Below are 15,808 nucleotides of genomic sequence, written 5' to 3'. Positions count from 1 at the left end.
GGTGCTTAGTATGAGAGCAATTGCGTTAATCCCGTTATTGTCGTGTGGGCTATTGGTTGCATGCGGAGGTGGGGGGAGCTCTGATGATGGTGATAACACTCAAGCTTCAGTATTTGCAGGTAACGATTTGCAAATTATTGAAAAAACCGATTTTACTATTACTGCAAAAGGCTCACCTACCGAGGGTACGTTTACTTGGCAGCGCGTAAGCGGCCCCATTGTTGATGGATTTCCGCTCGATGGTGCAGTGCAAACTATTACCGCGCCAGATGTAAAGGCAGACAGTGAACTGGTGCTCAGAGTAAGCTATCAAACAACCGGTGGTGGTTTAGTACATGACGATATTAGTATTTTTATTACTTCAAACAATCAATTACCCCAAGCTGTAATTACTCAAACAGCACCGCAAGTATTGCCATCGGTTTATAACGATACCGTAACGCTAAGCGCAGCAGACTCAACAGATCCAGATACAAATGGTCAAATTAATAGCTACTTGTGGCAATTAATATCAGGACCAGCCCTCAATATTAATAGTTTTACTAATTCTACCTTAAGCTTTAGCCATCCACTGCTTGAAAACCATACAAATTTAAAGTGGTCATTAACGGTTACCGATGATGAAGGGGGAGAGTCAACCTCTGAATATGACATGACTTTAAATAAAACAGCGCAAGTTGTTATTGCCAATGCCGGGGCTGATCAGCAAGTTAACGAGTTTGATAAAGTAACCTTAGATGCAAGTAACAGCGCTGCCGCAACCAGTACTTATAAATGTGACTGGCAACAACTAACCGGCAAAGCGGAAACATTAGCTAATAGTAATCAATGTATTACTACTTTTTATGCCTCAGACATAGACACTAACGCCACTTTAAGCTTTGAAGTAATGGTTACTGATTCAAAAGGGCGCACCGCAAACGATAGTGTATTTGTAGATGTTGCACCTAAAGCGCTTGGGTTAATAAACGATACAGGTGTAGGGGAGTGTTACAACAATACTCAACGTATAAACTGTGTTAGTAAAGATTTTCCAAATCAAGATGCTGAACTTGGTCGAGACAGCTTTGCGAATCGTTTAGCCAAAGTAGGGCAAGGTAATTTAGCGTTTGATTACACCAAACTAAATGAGTTTGCCGATGAAGTGGCTGATGACGCACAAAATTTTAGTTGTATTCGCGACAACGTAACCGGTTTAGTGTGGGAGGTTAAAAGCCCTGTGTCAGGTGTGGTACCTAACACTACATTACGCGATGGGCAAAATCATTACACATGGTACCTTACTGAATCTGCTATTCCTCAGGTAGGCGGAGCAAGAGGCGCAGCCAACTCTAGTTGCCCAAGTAATACCGATTGCGGATTGCAAAGCTATATACAAGAAGTAAATGCGTTAGATTTTTGTGGTGGCACAAATTGGCGAGTACCTACTTACACCGAGTTACTAAGCTTAGTAGATTACGGCAAGCAAGGGCAAAATGTATTAATAGATGAGAGTATTTTCCCTAATATGCCAGCGGTTAGTTTACTGGGTCACTTGCGTTATTGGACCTCTCAAACAGCGGTTGATGGCACCAGTTTATCGCAAGCTTATATTATAGATATGAGCGATGGTAATGACCTTGCTTATCCAAAAAGTAAGACTGCTTATGTTCGTTTAGTTAGAAGCCGTTAGGGGAAGTATATGAAATTTAAATTAATAACTACATTTGCGGCAATGAGTTTAAGCTTTAACGTAATAGCTGGGGTTTGTTATGACTCTGTTACGCAAACAACACCAACAGAGCGATTTACAATAAATCCCGATGGCACAGTGTCAGATAGCAAAACAGGTTTAATGTGGCAGCGTTGTAGTTACGGACAAGTGTATAACAATGCTACAGCAACATGCGAAGGCTCTACACCATCATTAACCTGGCAAACTGCATTGCGAGGCGCAGTTAACGATACAACGGCAAGTTATAATGACTGGCAAGTACCAAATATTAAAGAGTTAGCAAGTATTATTGAACACAGATGTACAGAGCCAAGTATTAACGAATCGGTGTTTTTGGGCACAAAGCTACAAAACTATTGGACCAATACCTCAGGTGTAAACACGATTAACTCTGCTTGGGTATATCAGTTTGACAGTGGATTAAATAGTTTGCACGCTAAAACCAGTAGTGTTTATTTGCGCTTAATGCGTTACGAAAAATAATCCAATATAAGTAAATGCACAGCTAAGTTTAAAGCAGTGCTTTTTACATTAATTTACGTTATTTCAATAATAAAAGAGCCTGAGTGTTGTCACTAAGGCTCTTTTTTTGCCATTATGGAGGGGATTTATTTACCAAGGAATACTCAGGTGTATTTAAGCTATTTTGGTTTGCATGAAAAACCCTTTTCAATCTCGCCTAATCCCCATTATTTGTTTTTAAGTGAGCGACATAAAGAAGCGTTAGCGCACCTTACCTATGGACTAGGTGAAGACGGCGGCTTTGTATTATTAACCGGCGAAGTGGGTACCGGTAAAACAACCATTACTCGCAGTATGCTAGAAAAACTGCCAGAGAATACTCAAGTTGCGATGATCCATAATCCGGCATTATCAGAGCTTGAGCTCTTGGCGAGTATTTGTGATGAGCTTAAAATTAATTATGATGCACAAAATGCGAGTTTAAAAAGCCTTACCGATGTTATAAAAAAGCACTTAGAAGCAAATAATAAAGCGGGTGGGCATACCATACTTATTATTGACGAAGCGCAGTTACTTGCTCCCGATGTACTAGAACAACTGCGCCTACTAACCAACATAGAAACCGATCATAAAAAGCTATTACAAATAGTGCTGGTGGGGCAACCTGAGCTGCAAGTATTATTAAAACGAAATGAGTTAAGGCAGCTTGCACAGCGTATAACAGCTCGCTATCACTTACTGCCTTTAACACAAGGACAAACGGTGGCATACATTAAGCATCGTTTACATATTGCAGGCTGTGATAAAGGTATTTTTTCGTTGGAAGCAATGCAAAGCGTTCATCAACTTACCGGTGGCGTGCCACGATTAATGAACTTAGTGTGTGAGCGGGCGTTAGTAGGGGCATTTGCAAAACAGCAATTAACAATAGATAGCGAGATTATAAAAAAATCTGCTCAGGAATCATTACCACCCGATTTTATTGCGGCTAATAATACGCCACCTAAAACCGTGCCATATTGGCTATATTGCTCTGCTTTTGTTGCTTTATTTGCAGCAGGCTTAGGGCTTTCATTTATTTTATAGTTAGGTGATTAATGTCTTATTTATTAGATGCGTTAAAGCAATCGCAACAAGCCGATATAAGCGCCGAGCAGTATGACTTACAGGCACAGCAGGCTAAACAACAACAGTCTCTAGTGCGATACCGCCGCTTGGCGTTTGTGATTGGTGGCAGCTTAGCGGTTAGCTTTAGTGTTGCTGGTGGTTTTGTTAGTGGAAAATGGCTACAAAACAGCTCATTTAATAGTAATAATGAGCAAGTTAGCACTACAGCAATATTAAAAAATACTAATGCCGATAAAGAACCAACAATAACAACCAAATCGGATATAGATAATACAGCAAAATTACAAAGTGCAGAGCAAAACATAGCTGTATTAGCGGCGCAACCATCAGCGCCAAAAACGGCCCCGCCAGACGCAGTAAATACAGCAACTTCCATTCAAGGGCAGTTAGTATATGTACAAACCCCAAGTGGTATTGTACAAATGTTACTTACGCCGCAAGGGCAATATATTCCAATAATGGAAAATCAAGCCACACTCCAGCAAAACCTAAATCCGCAAAATAGTTTTGCTCAGGGTACGTATGCGCAAGGCGCAATTAATCAGCAGGGATATTCACAACCACATTATAATCAACCTAGCTTCAATCAAACGAATAACCAGGCAACACAAGCAGCTGGGCAGCAACCTCAAACAAATATGCCTTCATCGGCATCGCTTGATTTAAGTAAGTATAAAGTGCTTGGTAAACCGCTCGATTCGCAAGGCTCTACAGCACAACAAACTAAAAGACCTGCGCTTGGAAAGAGCCCAACATTACTAGAAACAGCTTTTGATCAAGCTATTCAAGATACAGAAAAAACACAAAACTACGAAGTAACGCAAGCAACGCGCAGCTCATCACGCGTGCAACCAATAGAGCTGTTGCCAGATGGATTACAAGCCATGTTACCGCCACTTAAATATCAGGCGCATATATATTCGTCTGCACTCGATAAGCGTTGGATCAAGCTCAATGGTCGCGAGCTTTTTGAGGGCGATAGTATAGGTGCATTAACAGTGCGAGAAATAACACCAGAGCAAAGCGTACTTGATTTTGACGGCTACGAATTTAGCTTAAAGGCGCTACAAGATTGGCCGCAATAGCGGCTAATTAGGGTAAAATTGAATTTTTATAAAAGCGTTGTAAGTCAATATTGTATTCGTTAGTTTTAACTGCCGACTCAAGCGTATCTTGGCTTTTTTTATGTGCTAAATCTATGTCTTGCACTTGGGTGTAGCGCCCATGCTTTGCACTATAGAAAGTTTTAACAACGGGCTTTAGTGGGCTGGCAGGGTTGCTCTGTGTCACCAGTCCCACTTTTTGACTCGAGAGCTTAACCAGTGTGCCTACCGGGTGAATACCGATACACTGAATAAATTTAGTTAATAACTCACTATCAAAACTATCAGGGCAACCTTCTTTTAATATTTTAAAGGCTTTTATCGGCTCCATGCCCGCTTTATAAACGCGCTCAGCAGTGAGTGCATCATACACGTCAACAATTGACGCCATACGCACATACTGGCTTATTTCATCGCCTTTTTTACCAAACGGATAGCCTTTACCATCTAAGCGTTCATGGTGCATACCGGCAATATCAACAGCTATACCTTTGAGCCCTGCAGCTTGTAAAATTTCTTTACTAAAGCGCGCATGATTTTTCATTATTGTAAATTCTTCATCAGTAAAACGTCCTGGCTTATTGAGTACTGCATCGGGAATTTTTATTTTGCCAATATCATGCAGTAGCGCGCCAGTAGTTAGCTGTTCAATTATATTTTTATCTATATTTAAATGCTTGGCAAAAATACTAATTAAAATAGAAACATTAATAGAGTGCTCTAACAGGTAGGCATCTTTTTGGCGCATTTGAGTAAGACATGCAAGTGCATCTTGATTTCTAAATACCGAATCCATAAAACCACTAGCAAGCTCTCTAAAAGGCGCTATGTCTATATTTTTACCTGCTTTTATATCTTTAAATGCTTTAATCTGTAGTGATTTAGCTTCATCGTAAAGCTTTTTAGCTTTGCCCATTTCTTGCTCGGCACTGTGCGTTTTTTGCCAAGGATCGCGCTTTGCTATAGGGGAAGGTGTCTTAGCTGGATCTTTTTCAGGCACTGATTCGATGAGGGTTTTATCTGGATCTATTTCAACTTCTAAAATACCGACATTTTTTAATTTATCGATACCGGCTTGAGTTTTAACCCAGCCTTGGCTTTTTATTTTTATACGTCCGGTTTGCTTTGTTACGCTTTGTACAAACATGCCAGGTAATAACTGCGAAATTGGAATGACTTTCAATTTAATTCACTTCATATAAGTATTCTACTGGTTAAAGTAACAAAAATATTACAATTAACATAGTAAAAAAGGCACCCTAAGGTGCCTTTTTATACGAATAAGTAATTAGTGCTAAACTAGTTACTCATCATCTTCAACAAGCGTCATCAGCGATGTATTACCACCCGATGCCGTTGTATCTATACTGATGGTTTTTTCAGTTACTAAACGTTTAATAAGCGTATCGTAATATTCAGAGCTGATCACTGGCAAAATAGCACCTTTACGCTGCGCTAGTTGCTGGCTGAAATAACCAAAGCGAGAAGAGCGTGCTGCAACCACAGCGCCGGCTAAGTGCGGATGTGCCAATATAGCTTGTAACTGATTTGGTTTAGCTACTTGGAACACGCCTTCGGCAACACCGGTGGCAATAAATTTATCTCTAAAGGCAACCGCTTCTTCATAAAATATTTCAGAAGCCACGGTAATTACCGTATTACCCGCAGCAATTGCAGTAATGATCGATAATGCCCAAAAGTTAAATGATGTGCTCTTATCAGCGTAACATACAACACAACCACGTGCTTCAAGGTGCAAAGTATTAGACTCACCTGTTGGCCCTGGTAATGTAGTAAATTTACGCATGTGCTTTTCTAAGCGATTAAGTTGTGCACGTGCATCGGCAAGTGTTAGTGCTAAATCGTCTGCTAAGTCGTCAATAATTTCAACTGTGGCTATTTTAGCAAGCAATTGACGCACCGCAGAGACACGGTCGTTTAGTGGTGTTGAGCGCCAAATTTTTTCATCGCGCATAGAGTTAATCATTAGCTTTTCTACTTGCTCGTTTGCACCGCTGTAGTGGTGTAAATCCAGCTCGTCTGGCGTTAGATTGGTCATTTGCACGTTTTCTGGTGATGCTTTTTCTTTTACTAAACGTTGTAAGTAGTTAGGGCCGCCGGCTTTAGGGCCAGTACCAGATAAACCACGGCCACCAAATGGTTGCACACCAACAATAGCGCCAATCATATTACGGTTAACGTATACGTTACCTGCACGCGACATTTTAGCTAGGTATTCACAGCGCTCTTCAATGCGCGAATGCACGCCCATAGTTAAGCCGTAACCTGTGTTGTTTATTTGATCCATAACACTGTCTAGTTCGCTCGATTTAAAGCGTATAACGTGTACACATGGGCCAAATACTTCGCGCTTAAGTACCGATAAGTCTTTTATTTCGTATAAGCGAGGAGCAAAGAAGTACGCACCATTTACTGTGTTATCTGGAATTTTACACTCGTAATGTAATGTCGCATTACCTTTTAAGTACTCAACGTGATCGTTTAAGCTTTTCAGCGCTTTTTCATCAATTACCGGGCCTACGTCAGTAGATAGTAACGATGGGTCGCCTATATGTAATTCAGCCAGTGCACCTTTAAGCATTTCGATTATGCCATCGGCAACGTCTTCTTGAATAAATAATACACGTAACGCTGAACAGCGTTGCCCAGCACTTTGAAAACCAGAACTAATTACATCGTCAACCACTTGCTCAGGGAGTGCTGTTGAGTCAACGATCATACAGTTTTGGCCGCCTGTTTCAGCAATTAACGGTACTTGAATATCGCTACGAGCCGCGAGCGTTTGTGAAATAAGCGTGCCTGTTTCAGTCGAGCCAGTAAACATAATTGCTTGAACGCGTTCATCCGGAACAATTGTTTTACCTACGTCACTACCACGGGCTATTACCGTTTGCACAACATGCTCTGGTAAACCTACCGATAGCATAAGCTCAATGGCACGCAGCGCAATTAGACTCGTTTGCTCAGCTGGTTTTGCAATAACGGTATTACCGGTCACAATAGCAGCGGCTACTTGGCCTAAGAAAATAGCTAGCGGGAAGTTCCATGGGCTAATACATAAAATAACACCACGGGCTTCAAAGCGCTCATCTTGCGATAGCTCTTCAGCGCGGGCTGCGTAGTAACGACAAAAATCAACCGCTTCGCGTACTTCATCAATACCATCTTTAGCTATTTTACCGGCTTCTTTAATACAAATAGCCACTAGCTCGTCATGATGACGCTCTAAAATATCGGCAACGCGGCGTAATAAGTTAGCGCGTTCTTTTACCGATGTTTGTGACCATGATTCAAAAGCGTTTTCTGCGTTGGCTAGCAAAACTTGCATTTCATCGCTAGATTGCAGTTTTATATGGCCAATTATTTCTTTGTGGTTTGCCGGGTTTTTAACTGCCACAGAGCCTTCAGGTACTTGGCTTTGCTCAATTAAGTGTTCGTTAAACCACAGATCAAGGTTTTCTTTAAACGGGGTGATCACGTTTATATCGGTTAAATCCATGCCTTTTGAATTGGCACGCTCGGCGCCATATAAGTCAATTGGCATTTTAATTTGCGTATTGTATTTATTACGTAAACCTTGCAGTGTTTCTACCGGATCAGGTAATAGTGTCTCAACCGGCTTAGTGGTATCTACAATGGCATTAACAAACGATGAGTTAGCACCATTTTCTAATAAACGGCGTACTAAGTAAGCCAGCAGGTCTTCGTGTTGGCCCACTGGTGCGTATACGCGGCACTGAATTTTTTCCTCGGTAACAATTTGGTCAAATAAAGATTCGCCCATACCGTGTAAACGTTGGAATTCAAAACCGGTGTTATCACCTTTAGCCACTTCTAATATAGTTGCTGCTGAGTAGGCATTATGGGTAGCAAACTGTGGGTAAAGTACATCACGTGCTTCGAGCATTTTCATGGCACACGCTTTATAAGACACGTCGGTGGTTGCTTTGCGAGTAAATACCGGAAAATGCTCTAAACCATCTTGTTGTGTGGTTTTTATTTCAGTGTCCCAATAAGCGCCTTTAACTAAACGCACCATCATTTTGCGACCCACACGGGTTGCAAGTTCAGTTAGCCATTCAATTACAAATATAGCGCGTTTTTGATACGCTTGAACCGCTAAACCAAAGCCGTTCCAACCTGCTAGGTCGTCATCACTAAATACCGCTTCAATTACATCTAAAGAAATATCTAGACGGTCTGCTTCCTCAGCGTCAACAGTAAAGCCAATATCATATTGTTTAGCTGCTAGCGCAAGCTCTTTAAGCTTAGGCACAATCTCGGCCATTACGCGTTCTTTATGCGTAAACTCATAACGAGGATGAATAGCAGAAAGCTTAACTGAAATGCCTGGGCTTTTTATTGGGCCACGGCCATTTGCCGCTTTACCAATAGCATGAATCGCGTTCATGTAACTGTCAAAGTAACGCTGCGCATCTTTCATGGTGCGCGCGCCTTCGCCTAGCATGTCGTATGAATATACATAGCCTTTTTGTTCTTTATCGGCAGCACGTACTATTGCTTCGTCAATGGTACGACCCATAACGAATTGCTTACCCATAATTTTCATCGCAAAGTTTACTGATTTACGAATAACAGGCTCGCCTAAACGACCTATGGTTTTTTTAAGCATACCAAATTGCTGTTCTTTGGTTTTATCTGTGTAGTTAACCATTTTACCGGTTACTAATAGGCCCCAAGATGATGCGTTAACAAATAACGAATCGCTGCTGCCTAAATGAGAGCTCCAGTCGCCTTTTGCTAATTTGTCACGAATTAATGTGTCTTGAGTTGCTTTGTCTGGTACGCGAAGCAGAGCTTCGGCTAAGCACATTAATACTACGCCTTCTTCACTAGAGAGTGAAAACTCATTTAATAGTGCATCAACACCGCTTTGACCATCTTGGTCTTTACGAATATTTAAAACAATTTGGCGAGCTCTTTCCCAGGCACGACTTCGTGCTTTAACACCTACTTCAGCAAGTGGTAAAATATGATCGATAACCGCATTTTCGTCGATGCGGTAGAAGTCACGGATTTTTTGTCGAATTGGACAAGTCGTTGTCAAATCGCTATTGAATAACATAAGCAACCCTCAGGAGTGTTAAAACTTAAGGTAAAATTAATTACCACTAAATATTCGTTGGTGTAAGGCGTGCATTCTAATTAAAATTCAGCAGAATATGCTGGTTAAATTTGGCGTTTTACGCTAATTTACAGGGCATATTTTCTACTTATCCGTATAAAGTTCTGTTATGACGAGTCCAAATAGATTACGCCTGCTTGATCGTATCGATTTAGCTATTTTAGACGTTCTGCAACAGAACGGCAGAATTTCAAATGTTAACCTCGCAAAGCAGGTTAATTTAAGCCCCAGCCCTTGTCTTGATCGTGTAAAGCGTTTAGAGCAAGAAGGCTATATTGAAGGCTATGTTGCCAAGCTTAGCGAAGCCAAGCTTAATCAAAGCTTAGTTGCACATGTACAAGTGTCGCTGGTGACTTCAAATACCGCGGTATTTAAAGTGTTTAGAGAACACATTTTAAAAATTAGGCAAGTAGTGGAGTGCGACATGGTTGCTGGTGGCTACGACTACTTGCTGAAAATCAGGGTATCAAACATGGACGAGTACAGGCAAGTGCTTGGCGACTTAGTTGATATTCCAGGAGTGGGGACGCACCACACTTATATGGTAATTGAAAAAATAAAACAAGATCCGGGTCTGCGCCTAGATTTGTAATATAAACTGCAGGCATAAAAAAAGCATCTAATGATGCTTTTTTTATGCGACTAATTAAGTTGTCGTGTTATGCCCAGCCTTGGTAGCGCTTACGGCGAGACAACACAATCGTTAATATAATACCTAAAAACAATCCTAAAAATGCAATAGCACCGCCATAAGTAAGTAATTGGCGTTTTTCTTTAGAGCTAGTAGCTTGCTTTAAAGTGCGCTCTTGCTCAAGTGTAGTTTTTAATTGAGTTATTTGTGTAAACAATTGTTTGTTTTGGTTTGTTAACTGCACGTTTTGCTCTTGCAACTGCGGTAATTCAACTTGTGCTTGGCGCAGTTCATTTTGTATTGAGCTCATTTCATCACTTAACGTTTGGTACTGCTTATGTAAGCCAGCTGTTTGTGTGATGTATTTAGCTTCAACCCAACCTTCACGATCTTTATCATCCTTAACTTTTAAAAAACCGTTTTCTTCACTCGATAATAAGGTCAGTTGTGTGCCTGCATCAATAGAGCCGAGTAAACGATAGTTTTTGCTCGCACCAGAGCGCATAAACGTATAAAGATTGTCAATTATATAAGCTGTTTTTGCATTGGTGGGGGCTGCTGTTTGAGCTTCTTCTGCTTGGCTCGCAAATGTTGAGGCTGTTAAAAACAGCCATAATAAACAGTGTTTTAGCATTTATTTACCTTGTTAATCTAACCGTGTCCGTTTAGAACGTGATTTTATATTTCACATAAGTATAGCGATAATATGGATTAAATAGCGCAATAGCAAGGTTGATATTGTAACCGGTGTTATTTTATTAGCGGCCCATTTTGACTAAAATATTTGCAATATGGGGCGGCTTTGTTTATTTTGACCACTTATTAATTTTAAGGGTAATCCGCATAACTAATGGATACTGAGATAGAACTAAAATTTTTGGTATCAGATGCCGTCATTCCACTGATCCCCTCATTAATTACACAATTTGCAAAAACAGTTACTAATAAGCCATCTCGAAGTTTACAAAATGCTTATTATGATACGCCAAGCCGTGAGCTTAGAGCCCTTGATATTGGCTATAGAACGCGTTGTGCTGATAATAAATGTGAGCAAACAATTAAACTCGCCGGTGAGGTTGTTGGGGGCTTACATCAACGCCCTGAATTTAACTTACCAATAGAGTCTAATCGTCCAGATTTAATGGCATTTGACCCATCTATTTGGCCTCATGGCATGCAAGCCAATGTTATTGCAGAAAATATACATCCGATTTTTAGTACTAACTTTATTCGCCGTACTTGGTTAATTGAGACTCAAAACGGTGCAAAAATTGAAGTAGTGCTTGATAAAGGTGAAATTGCCGCAGCGGGTAAAGTTGAGGTGATCAGCGAGCTTGAAATTGAACTTGTTGAGGGCAGCCGTAATGAATTATTTGCGCTAGCCGATAAATTAGTAAGCCAAAACTGTATTCGCTTAGGTTTGTATTCAAAGGCCGCAAGAGGGTATCGCCTTGCTGACGACACGCCACTGCAACCAAGTAAATCTATTGGGTTTGTTAAACTCAAAGGGCAAGTAACCCAAGAGCAAGCATTAATAGAGGCTATGGGTTTTGGTATTCGTTTTGTGCAAAAGCACGAACAATGTTATTTCGATAAGCCAAGTTTAAAAACATTAAAGCGAGTAACCGACGGTATAAGCTTAATTCGTCATAACTTTTGGTTGTTTGACGATATTGTTAGCAAAGAAAGTACTGAGCATTTACGCAACGAATTAAAGTGGTTACTCAGCGAGTTAGCGTGGGTTGAAAATGCAATTCAATTAAAAACCTATACTTCTAAACGCCACGCTTTTTATAAAAAAATAAACAACGCACCGGCATTAACACAAGTTATTAATGACCTAAAAGAGCTACAGCCTAGCATTGACGACATTTATGCGCTGTTTCATAGTGCACGCTATAATCGTTTAATACTGTCGTTAACAACCTGGTTAATAGACAAACAATGGCGCAAGTTTTGGGATCAAAAGCAATTACAAAACGCTGACCAATCGGTAGCCAGCATTGCTAACCGTTTGTTTGATAAAGATTGGCGAAATTTGCATAAGCTGTTACCTAAAGAACAAACTTTAACCGCGAATGATTACCTTAATATACGCACACAATTAGAGAACAGTTTACTAAGTGGTAATTGTTTAGGTGCGTTATTTGATAAAGAAGAGCGCTTAGAGTTTAGACTCCCTTGGCTTGATATTTCTCATGGTATGTACGAGCTTAGTACCCTTGACTATTTAAAGCAGCTTTGCGGTGGTCAAGAAGATGAAAAGCTAGCTAAAATTCAAACATGGCTAGCACAAAAGACAGAATATTTGGTAAGTGCAATGGAGCAAAGTAGATTGGCTTCGTTCGATATAAAGCCTTATTGGCTTTAGATTTACAGAATATGATTAAATAAAAAAGGCTCATTATGAGCCTTTTTTTATATTTGCTGATTAGTATTTAGCAGCTTGGCCTTCTTTAGGTAATGCCGCCTTTATAAACTCACGTAAGTCGGTATTAGAGCTCTCTAAATCCGCATGGCGTAAGTACATCATATGTCCGCTTCTGTAGCCTTTAAAGCTTAAGCGGTCTTGCATTTTGCCACTTGGGTCTAACTGCCATAACGTATATTTAGCATCGAAGTAGTTAGTTGCACCGTCATAATAACCCGATTGAATCATTACCTTTAAATACGGGTTTTGCGCCATAGCTAAACGCAAGTTTTCGCCGGTGTTATTACCGCTTCTATCCCATGGGTGCACATTACCAAACAGGTTATATTTAATATCTGTTTTATAATTTAGCTCTTCACGTAAGTAATGATTAATAGCGGGTGTGAAAGAGTGTAACCACGACGTGAGTTCTGCCCAGTAATCAGGCGACTCGCCCGCATCGCGTTTATCAATACCTAAATAACGCGAGTCTAAGCGTCCTACCATTTGGCCGCGGTCACGTAATAGCTCTTTCCAAAAAAACTGCGTTGGAATATCTAAGTTATTTTGCTCTACAAAGGTTTCAGAAAGCCCAGCATATTGCGCCATTTTTTTAATTATGCGGCGCTTTTCATCATCTGCAATAAAGCCGCCTTTAGCCAGTGCGGGGATCAGTTCGTTAATTGTAAACTGCTCAACTTCAGGCAGTAACTCGTCTAGGTCTTTAGCTTGTAAGTTGGCATTTAATGCTTTGTGATACCAAGCTGTAGCGGCAAAGTAAGGCAGGCGGTTAGCTGCTTTAATTGGGCCGTCGCGCTTAATGCCAATATCGGTTGGTGAAACCAATACTACGCCGTTAATGTACATCCATTGGCTATTTTGCAGTTCATGGGCAAGGCCCGATACACGTGTTGTACCGTAGCTTTCGCCAATTAAAAACTTAGGAGAGCGCCAGCGCTCGTTTCTGTTTACAAAGGTATTAAGCCACTCAGCGAGGTACTTAATATCGGCTTTTACGCCAAAAAACTGCTCTTTTTGCTCAGCTTTAGAGAGTAATTTACCGTCTTTATCTTCAACTACGCGAGAGTAGCCGGTGTTTACCGGATTTACATATACAATATCGGCAATGTCGAGCACTGAGTAAGGGTTGTCTTTAACCCCATATGGTTGAATAGGGTAGCCTTCATCATCAATTTTTAATACGCGAGGGCCAGTATAAGCAAGGTGCATCCAAACCGATGCCGAGCCAGGGCCGCCATTAAACGAAATAAGCAAAGGGCGCTTTGCTCTGTCATCTACCTTATCGCGGGTGTAGTAAGTATATTGCAAGGTTGCTATAGCATCGCCTTTGTCATCCCAAACAGGTTGCGTACCGGTTGCAACCGTATATGAAAAGCGCTGATTATTAATTTTTGCTTTGTGCTCAGTAACCACTTTGCTGTCGATATCAATACGACGCTGGTTATTATCGGCAAAGGAGGCACTACTAAGTGTTAAGGCAATGGCGGCAATAGGTAAAAAAATACTTTGGCTAAACTTCATGAATGACCCTTTTTTATTGTTAATGTTCTATTAAAAGAAATATTCAGTAAAAAAACAAAAGTATTGAGACTAGTTGCCGATAATAGTGGTTGAGTAAATAGAATGTGTAAAAACTTAGCTTTTAACGCCTTGTATCGCTCTTTATTCCGATCGTAATGAAAGTAATGTATATTCGCATTTATTTATAAGTAACAGCTTAAATAAGTGAGATTTACTTTAAAAAATAGTGGCAAACCGACAGGGTGTGTAATTTGCTTTTTAATAAATTTAAAATCTCATTAAAGGCTTTAAATTTATGATGAACACATGGTTATAAAACAAGTAATCAAATTAGAAGTAAAGAGAAGCCCTATGCAAAGACTGTTGATAGTTGAAGATAGTAAAGTAGTACAACAAGTCCTTCGCCATATATCTGCACAGTATCTTGATGTTGCCATTGATTTTGCTTGGTCTTTATCTGAGTGTAAAGAGTTTGTAAGTAAGCACAGCTATACATTAGCCTTAGTTGATTTAACGCTCCCCGACGCACCAAATGGTGAGGTGGCCAAATATACCTTATTAAAAGGTATTCCTACTGTGGTGCTTACTTCTAAGATGGATGAGTACAAGCGCCTGCAAATGTTAGAATTAGGCGTAATTGATTATGTGATAAAAGATAACCGTGACTCATATAATTACGCTATAAAATTAGTTGCACAGCTGTTGCGTAACCAAGGCTGTAAAGCATTAATAGCCGACGACTCGGTTTTAAGTCGTACTTTAATGAAGCAAATGCTAGAAAAACAATTATTTGCAGTCAGTGAGGCGCACGATGGACGCCAAGCATTAGATATGCTCAAAAACGATGCTGAAATTAAATTACTCATGACAGACTATGCAATGCCAACAATGGATGGTTTTGAATTAGTTAAAGCGGTGAGAAACTTTAGAGGCCGTGATGACTTAGCAATTATTGGGTTATCAGGCGCGAGTAAGCATGGTTTATCGGCGCGATTTATTAAATATGGTGCTAATGATTTTTTAACTAAACCTTTTATGAATGAAGAGTTTCATTGTCGTGTATTGCAAACCATGGAGCAGTTATCGTTAATTGCAGACATTAAAGAAAGTGCTTTTCGAGATCATCTTACCGGGCTTTATAATCGTCGTTACTTTTATCAGTATGCTGAAAAACTACTCAAAAATAAAAATCAGAAAAATAGCTTAGTGTTACTCGATATAGATTTTTTTAAAGCAATAAACGATGAATTTGGGCATGACGGCGGCGATCAGGCACTTAAACAAGTGAGTAATTTAATCCGGACTTCATTTTCTAACAGTACAGTGGCACGTATTGGCGGTGAAGAGTTTGCAATTATATTAACGCAAGTAGAAGTTGAACAAGCCGAGAAGTGTTTAAATTTATTTATACAAAAGTTCGCAAGTTACGACTTTACTATCAGTGATAAAACCTTATCAATAACAGCAAGTATAGGCCTAGCCGAATTTCAAAATACCAGTTTAACCGCTGCTATGCGTGTTGCCGATAGAGCTTTGTATCAAGCTAAGGAGCAAGGGCGCAATTGTGTGGTTTTAAATAGTACTTTGCAGCTAGCAGAGGTTACAGCTATACGTTGAGTTAAATACACACGCACCAATCAAGTATTATATA

Annotated in this window: 11 protein-coding genes; 7 read left to right on the top strand and 4 right to left on the bottom strand. The window is 40.2% G+C overall.

The genetic code is table 11. The features are described 5' to 3' along the window. Window positions 1–10: 10 nt before the first annotated feature. The 4 genes from AAEY55_RS01330 (at window position 11) to AAEY55_RS01315 (ending at window position 4,389) form a co-directional block, all read left to right on the top strand. On the top strand, window positions 11–1,672 hold the full coding sequence (locus AAEY55_RS01330; protein ID WP_182677835.1) for a DUF1566 domain-containing protein: 1,662 nt from the start codon (window positions 11–13) through the stop codon (window positions 1,670–1,672). 9 nt (window positions 1,673–1,681) lie between these two features. Beyond that, window positions 1,682–2,197 carry a DUF1566 domain-containing protein gene (locus tag AAEY55_RS01325; RefSeq protein WP_089368648.1) on the top strand — a complete coding sequence of 172 codons (516 nt, stop codon included), beginning with the start codon at window positions 1,682–1,684 and terminating at the stop codon, window positions 2,195–2,197. 147 nt (window positions 2,198–2,344) lie between these two features. Beyond that, entirely contained in the window at window positions 2,345–3,262 is a 918-nt protein-coding gene (locus AAEY55_RS01320) for an ExeA family protein (protein ID WP_089368647.1), read from the top strand. A gap of 11 nt (window positions 3,263–3,273) precedes the next feature. Next, complete coding sequence (locus AAEY55_RS01315; protein WP_182677833.1) at window positions 3,274–4,389, top strand: general secretion pathway protein GspB; 1,116 nt, start codon at window positions 3,274–3,276, stop codon at window positions 4,387–4,389. A 7-nt stretch (window positions 4,390–4,396) separates the two neighbouring features. Here AAEY55_RS01315 and AAEY55_RS01310 read toward each other — a convergent pair whose 3' ends face one another. Beyond that, on the bottom strand, window positions 4,397–5,590 hold the full coding sequence (locus tag AAEY55_RS01310) for an HD-GYP domain-containing protein (protein ID WP_182677831.1): 1,194 nt from the start codon (window positions 5,588–5,590) through the stop codon (window positions 4,397–4,399). Between the two features lie 120 nt (window positions 5,591–5,710). Beyond that, entirely contained in the window at window positions 5,711–9,514 is a 3,804-nt protein-coding gene (putA, locus tag AAEY55_RS01305) for a bifunctional proline dehydrogenase/L-glutamate gamma-semialdehyde dehydrogenase PutA (RefSeq protein ID WP_089368644.1), read from the bottom strand. A gap of 169 nt (window positions 9,515–9,683) precedes the next feature. Here putA and AAEY55_RS01300 point away from each other — a divergent pair, with 169 nt between their 5' ends. Continuing rightward, entirely contained in the window at window positions 9,684–10,166 is a 483-nt protein-coding gene (locus AAEY55_RS01300) for a winged helix-turn-helix transcriptional regulator (protein WP_011328920.1), read from the top strand. A gap of 67 nt (window positions 10,167–10,233) precedes the next feature. Here the strand turns inward: AAEY55_RS01300 and AAEY55_RS01295 are convergent, their stop codons facing one another. Further along, window positions 10,234–10,839 carry a TIGR04211 family SH3 domain-containing protein gene (locus tag AAEY55_RS01295; RefSeq protein ID WP_011328919.1) on the bottom strand — a complete coding sequence of 202 codons (606 nt, stop codon included), beginning with the start codon at window positions 10,837–10,839 and terminating at the stop codon, window positions 10,234–10,236. Window positions 10,840–11,055: 216 nt separating this feature from the next. On the opposite strand from AAEY55_RS01295, the gene AAEY55_RS01290 reads away from it, so the two are divergent. Continuing rightward, window positions 11,056–12,576 carry a CYTH and CHAD domain-containing protein gene (locus AAEY55_RS01290; protein ID WP_182684338.1) on the top strand — a complete coding sequence of 507 codons (1,521 nt, stop codon included), beginning with the start codon at window positions 11,056–11,058 and terminating at the stop codon, window positions 12,574–12,576. Window positions 12,577–12,636: 60 nt separating this feature from the next. Here the strand turns inward: AAEY55_RS01290 and AAEY55_RS01285 are convergent, their stop codons facing one another. Then, on the bottom strand, window positions 12,637–14,157 hold the full coding sequence (locus AAEY55_RS01285; protein WP_011328917.1) for a S10 family peptidase: 1,521 nt from the start codon (window positions 14,155–14,157) through the stop codon (window positions 12,637–12,639). Window positions 14,158–14,508: 351 nt separating this feature from the next. Here AAEY55_RS01285 and AAEY55_RS01280 point away from each other — a divergent pair, with 351 nt between their 5' ends. Further along, on the top strand, window positions 14,509–15,774 hold the full coding sequence (locus tag AAEY55_RS01280; protein WP_011328916.1) for a diguanylate cyclase: 1,266 nt from the start codon (window positions 14,509–14,511) through the stop codon (window positions 15,772–15,774). The last annotated feature ends 34 nt before the right edge of the window (window positions 15,775–15,808 follow it).

The organism is Pseudoalteromonas sp. 120-MNA-CIBAN-0494 (genome assembly GCF_040308885.1).
In the GTDB taxonomy this organism is placed as follows: domain Bacteria; phylum Pseudomonadota; class Gammaproteobacteria; order Enterobacterales; family Alteromonadaceae; genus Pseudoalteromonas; species Pseudoalteromonas nigrifaciens.
The sequence above is the reverse complement of the archived record's forward strand: the minus strand, read 5'-3'. Positions and strand labels throughout refer to the sequence as shown.

What these genes read in the sequence shown, in the direction of transcription:
- AAEY55_RS01330 (WP_182677835.1), top strand. Translation starts at nt 11, where the DNA reads ATGAGAGCAATTGCGTTAATCCCGTTATTGTCGTGTGGGCTATTGGTT.
- AAEY55_RS01325 (WP_089368648.1), top strand. Translation starts at nt 1,682, where the DNA reads ATGAAATTTAAATTAATAACTACATTTGCGGCAATGAGTTTAAGCTTT.
- AAEY55_RS01315 (WP_182677833.1), top strand. Translation starts at nt 3,274, where the DNA reads ATGTCTTATTTATTAGATGCGTTAAAGCAATCGCAACAAGCCGATATA.
- putA (WP_089368644.1), bottom strand. Translation starts at nt 9,514, where the DNA reads ATGTTATTCAATAGCGATTTGACAACGACTTGTCCAATTCGACAAAAA.
- AAEY55_RS01300 (WP_011328920.1), top strand. Translation starts at nt 9,684, where the DNA reads ATGACGAGTCCAAATAGATTACGCCTGCTTGATCGTATCGATTTAGCT.
- AAEY55_RS01295 (WP_011328919.1), bottom strand. Translation starts at nt 10,839, where the DNA reads ATGCTAAAACACTGTTTATTATGGCTGTTTTTAACAGCCTCAACATTT.
- AAEY55_RS01290 (WP_182684338.1), top strand. Translation starts at nt 11,056, where the DNA reads ATGGATACTGAGATAGAACTAAAATTTTTGGTATCAGATGCCGTCATT.
- AAEY55_RS01285 (WP_011328917.1), bottom strand. Translation starts at nt 14,157, where the DNA reads ATGAAGTTTAGCCAAAGTATTTTTTTACCTATTGCCGCCATTGCCTTA.
- AAEY55_RS01280 (WP_011328916.1), top strand. Translation starts at nt 14,509, where the DNA reads ATGCAAAGACTGTTGATAGTTGAAGATAGTAAAGTAGTACAACAAGTC.